Origin of the sequence: Methylopila musalis (assembly GCF_042679725.1) — a bacterium.
Lineage (GTDB): Bacteria > Pseudomonadota > Alphaproteobacteria > Rhizobiales > Methylopilaceae > Methylopila > Methylopila musalis.
The window spans coordinates 1-4,030 of record NZ_JBHTMX010000239.1; the positions used below are offsets into that span (position 1 = coordinate 1).

Annotated in this window: 2 protein-coding genes; one reads left to right on the forward strand and one right to left on the reverse strand. The window is 71.3% G+C overall.

Translation table 11 applies throughout. The features are described 5' to 3' along the window. Positions 1-725: SDR family NAD(P)-dependent oxidoreductase (locus tag ACFQ4O_RS15905; RefSeq protein WP_378777081.1), on the forward strand; the 725-nt coding region annotated here is incomplete at its 5' end. A 263-nt stretch (positions 726-988) separates the two neighbouring features. Here the strand turns inward: ACFQ4O_RS15905 and clpB are convergent. After that, the gene (clpB, locus tag ACFQ4O_RS15910) at positions 989-3,586 is read right to left on the reverse strand and encodes an ATP-dependent chaperone ClpB (RefSeq protein ID WP_378777083.1); all 2,598 of its coding nucleotides are present in this window, start codon (positions 3,584-3,586) and stop codon (positions 989-991) included. Between the last annotated feature and the right edge of the window lie 444 nt (positions 3,587-4,030).

Consider the following 4,030-nt stretch of genomic DNA (forward strand, 5'->3'; position numbering starts at 1 on the left):
CCCGCGCCTGCGCAGGCGACGGCGTCGCGCTGCTGCTGATCGGCCGTGACGCGGCCCGCCTCGACGAGGTGGCGCAGGCCTGCCGCGCGCGCGGGGCCGAGGTGGAGGTCAAGGCGCTCAGCGTCACCGATCACGGGCCGCTGGCCGAGGCCATCACGGCGTTCGACGCCCGGCGGCCGGTCGATCTGGTCATCGCCAACGCCGGCGTCTCCGGCGGGCTCGGCGACAACCGCGCCGCGGAGAGCTTCGAGAGCTCCCAGCGCCAGCTTCGGGTCAATCTGGAAGGGGCCATCGCCACCGTCGCGCCGCTGGTCGAGCCCATGCGCGCCCGCGGCCGCGGCCGGATCGCGCTGATGAGCTCGCTCGCGGCGCTGCAGCCGGTGGGCGACACGGCGGCCTACTCCGCCTCCAAGGCCGGGGTGCTGGTCTATGGCGAGGCGCTGGCGGATTTCCTGGCGCCGTCCGGCGTCGGCGTGTCGGTGATCTGCCCCGGCTTCGTCACCAGCGACATGAGCGCCCGCTATCTCGGGCCGAAGCCGTTCGAGATGTCGGCGGACGCCGCGGCGGCGCTGATCCTGAAGCGGCTCGTCCGGGGCCACGAGCGCATCGCCTTCCCCTGGCCGCTGGTGGCGCTGATCCGCCTGTCGCGCCTGCTGCCCCGCCGGGTGTCCCGCTACGTGCTGTCGCGGGTGCCGGTGGAGATCGCGCCTGACCGCACGATGTGACAACGGCGGCTCCACGCCGCCGCCTGTCTCCCGCGCGTCGAGACGCCGCCCCGTCCGCCCGGTTCCGACCTTATCAAGACGGCCGAACCTCCCCACACGCGTGAGGATGGTCGCGCCGCCGCCCCATTCGCCTTGCGGGAAGGGTAAGGGATGGGGGTGGCTCCGAACGAAGCGCCCTCATCCCCAAAGCTTCGGCCCCTCAAGGCCGTCAGCCGAAAATCCCGCCGCCCTACCCTTCGCGGGGCAGGGCGGCGTCGGCGTCGTCAGGCGGCGGCCGCCACCGCGCGCGGCCCCACCAGCAGGCCCGAGCCCGTGGCCGAGACCGGCACGTGCTGGCCGTCGCGCACGTCGCCGGCGAGGATCAGCTCGGCGAGCGGATCCTGCACGTATTTCTGGATCACCCGCTTCAGCGGCCGCGCCCCGTAGGCCGGGTCGTAGCCCTTCTCGGCGAGCCAGTCGCGTGCGCCCTGATCCAGATCGAGCGTGATCTTGCGGTCCTCCAGCAGGCGGCGCAGGCGGCCGAGCTGGATGTCCACGATCGCGCCCATCTGGTCGCGCTTCAGGCGGTGGAACAGCACGATGTCGTCCACGCGGTTCAGGAACTCAGGCCGGAAGTGCGAGCGCACCACCGTCATCACCTGATCGCGCACCGCGTCGGTGTCCTCGCCGTCCGGCTGGCTGACCAGATACTCGGACCCGAGGTTCGAGGTCATGATCAGCAGCGTGTTGCGGAAGTCGACCGTGCGGCCCTGTCCGTCCGTCAGGCGCCCGTCGTCGAGCACCTGCAGCAGGATGTTGAACACATCCGGATGCGCCTTCTCCACCTCGTCGAACAGCACGACCTGGTAGGGCCGGCGCCGCACGGCCTCGGTCAGCGCGCCGCCTTCCTCATAGCCCACATAGCCGGGAGGCGCGCCGATCAGCCGGGCGACGGCGTGCTTCTCCATGTATTCGGACATGTCGATGCGCACCATCGCCTGATCGTCGTCGAACAGGAACGACGCCAGAGCCTTGGTCAGCTCGGTCTTGCCGACGCCGGTCGGCCCGAGGAACATGAACGAGCCGATCGGCCGGTTCGGGTCCTGCAGGCCGGCGCGGGCGCGCCGCACCGCGGTCGACACCGCCTGCACCGCCTCCGCCTGGCCGACGACGCGCTTGGCCAGCTCGTCCTCCATGCGCAGCAGCTTGGCGCGCTCGCCCTCCAGCATCTTGTCCACCGGCACGCCGGTCCAGCGGGAGACCACCTGCGCGATGGCGTCGGGCGTCACCACCTCCTGCACCATGGAGCCGGCGGCGCCGGTCTCCTCGGTCTCCTTCAGCTCGCGCTCGAGCTTCGGGATCACGCCATAGGCCAGCTCGCCGGCGCGGGCGAGATCGCCCTTGCGCTGGGCCTGCTCCAGCTCGATGCGGGCCTTGTCCAGATTCTCCTTGAGGCCCTGGGCGCGGCCGAGCTTGTCCTTCTCGTTCTTCCAGCGGGCGGTCAGCGCGTCGGCCTTCTCCTGCAGGCCGGCGAGCTCGGTCTCGAGCTTCACCAGCCGGTCCCGGGAGGCGTCGTCGGTCTCCTTCTTCAGCGCCTCGCGCTCGATCTTGAGCTGGATGATGCGGCGGTCGTACTCGTCGAGCTCCTCGGGCTTGGAGTCCACCTGCATCCGCAGCCGCGACGAGGCCTCGTCCATGAGGTCGATCGCCTTGTCGGGCAGGAAGCGGTCGGTGATGTAGCGGTTCGACAGCGTGGCGGCGGCGACGAGCGCGGAGTCCGCGATGCGCACGCCGTGGTGCAGCTCGTACTTCTCCTTGATGCCGCGCAGGATGGAGATGGTGTCCTCCACCGTTGGCTCGGACACGAACACCGGCTGGAACCGGCGGGCGAGCGCGGCGTCCTTCTCCACATGCTTGCGGTACTCGTCGAGCGTGGTCGCGCCGACGCAGTGCAGCTCGCCGCGGGCGAGCGCGGGCTTCAGCAGGTTGGAGGCGTCCATGGCGCCGTCCGCCTTGCCGGCGCCCACGAGCGTGTGCATCTCGTCGATGAACAGGATGATCCCGCCCGCCGCCGACTGCACCTCGGACAGCACCGCCTTCAGCCGTTCCTCGAACTCGCCGCGATACTTCGCGCCGGCGATCAGCGCGCCCATGTCGAGCGCGAGCAGGCGCTTGTCCTGAAGCGATTCCGGCACGTCGCCGTTGATGATGCGCAGCGCCAGCCCCTCGACGATGGCGGTCTTGCCGACGCCGGGCTCGCCGATCAGCACCGGGTTGTTCTTGGTGCGGCGGGACAGGACCTGGATCGCGCGGCGGATCTCCTCGTCGCGGCCGATCACCGGGTCGAGCTTGCCCTCGCGGGCGACGGCGGTGAGATCGCGGGCGTATTTCTTCAGCGCGTCATAGGCGTTCTCGGCGGTGGCGCTGTCCGCGGTGCGGCCCTTGCGCAGCTCCTCGATCACCGCGTTCAGCGCCTGGGGCGTCACGCCGGCGGCGATGAGCGCCTTGCCGGCGTCGGTGTCCTTCTCCAGCGCGAAGGCGGTCAGCAGCCGCTCGGCGGTGACGAACTGGTCGCCCGCCTTCTTGGCGAGCTGCTCGGCGGCCGTGAACACCCGCGAAGTGGCGGGCGCGAGATAGAGGTTGCCGCCGCCCGAGCCGCTCACCTGCGGCGCCTTGCGCAACGCGGCCTCGACCGCCGCGCGGGCGTCGGCGGGGCGGCCGCGGGCGCGCTCGATCAGGCCCGAGGAGAGGCCTTCGGGATCGTCGAGCAGGACCTTCAGCACATGTTCGGGAAGAAGCTGCTGGTGGCCGGCGTTGGTCGCCGCCGTCTGCGCCGCCTGCAGGAACCCCCGGACGCGTTCGGTGTAGATTTCCGGATTCATGCGTCTCTCCTTTGGAGCGCGCCGGCGTCCGCCGCCCATGGGGGCCGGAGCGGACACGCGAGGGGATGAGCCCCCGCGCTTCAGCGCCTCAGTGATCGACGGCCGCGCGGCCGCCCCGGGAGCGCCGGTCCGGCCTCCCCCTTCGTCACGGATATGGGTGTGTCTTTTTGATCACAAAAGGGCGCGCGACGAAAATTCCGCCGCCGGACGCCGAAAAGAAAAAGGCCGCCGGGCTGACGCGCCGGCGGCCTTTCATTTTCCAGGGGCCTGAGCCTGTGTGACGCCGGCGCCTCAGTCGGCGCTGGACGGCTCCACGTCGCTCGGCGCGGCGGCCTCTTCGCCGCCCTCGTCCTTGTAGCGGCCGTAGCGGCGACGGCGGGCGCGGGGGCGCGGACCGCCGTCCTCGGCCTCCGGCTGGGGCGCGGCCTCGGCGATCGCCTCGGC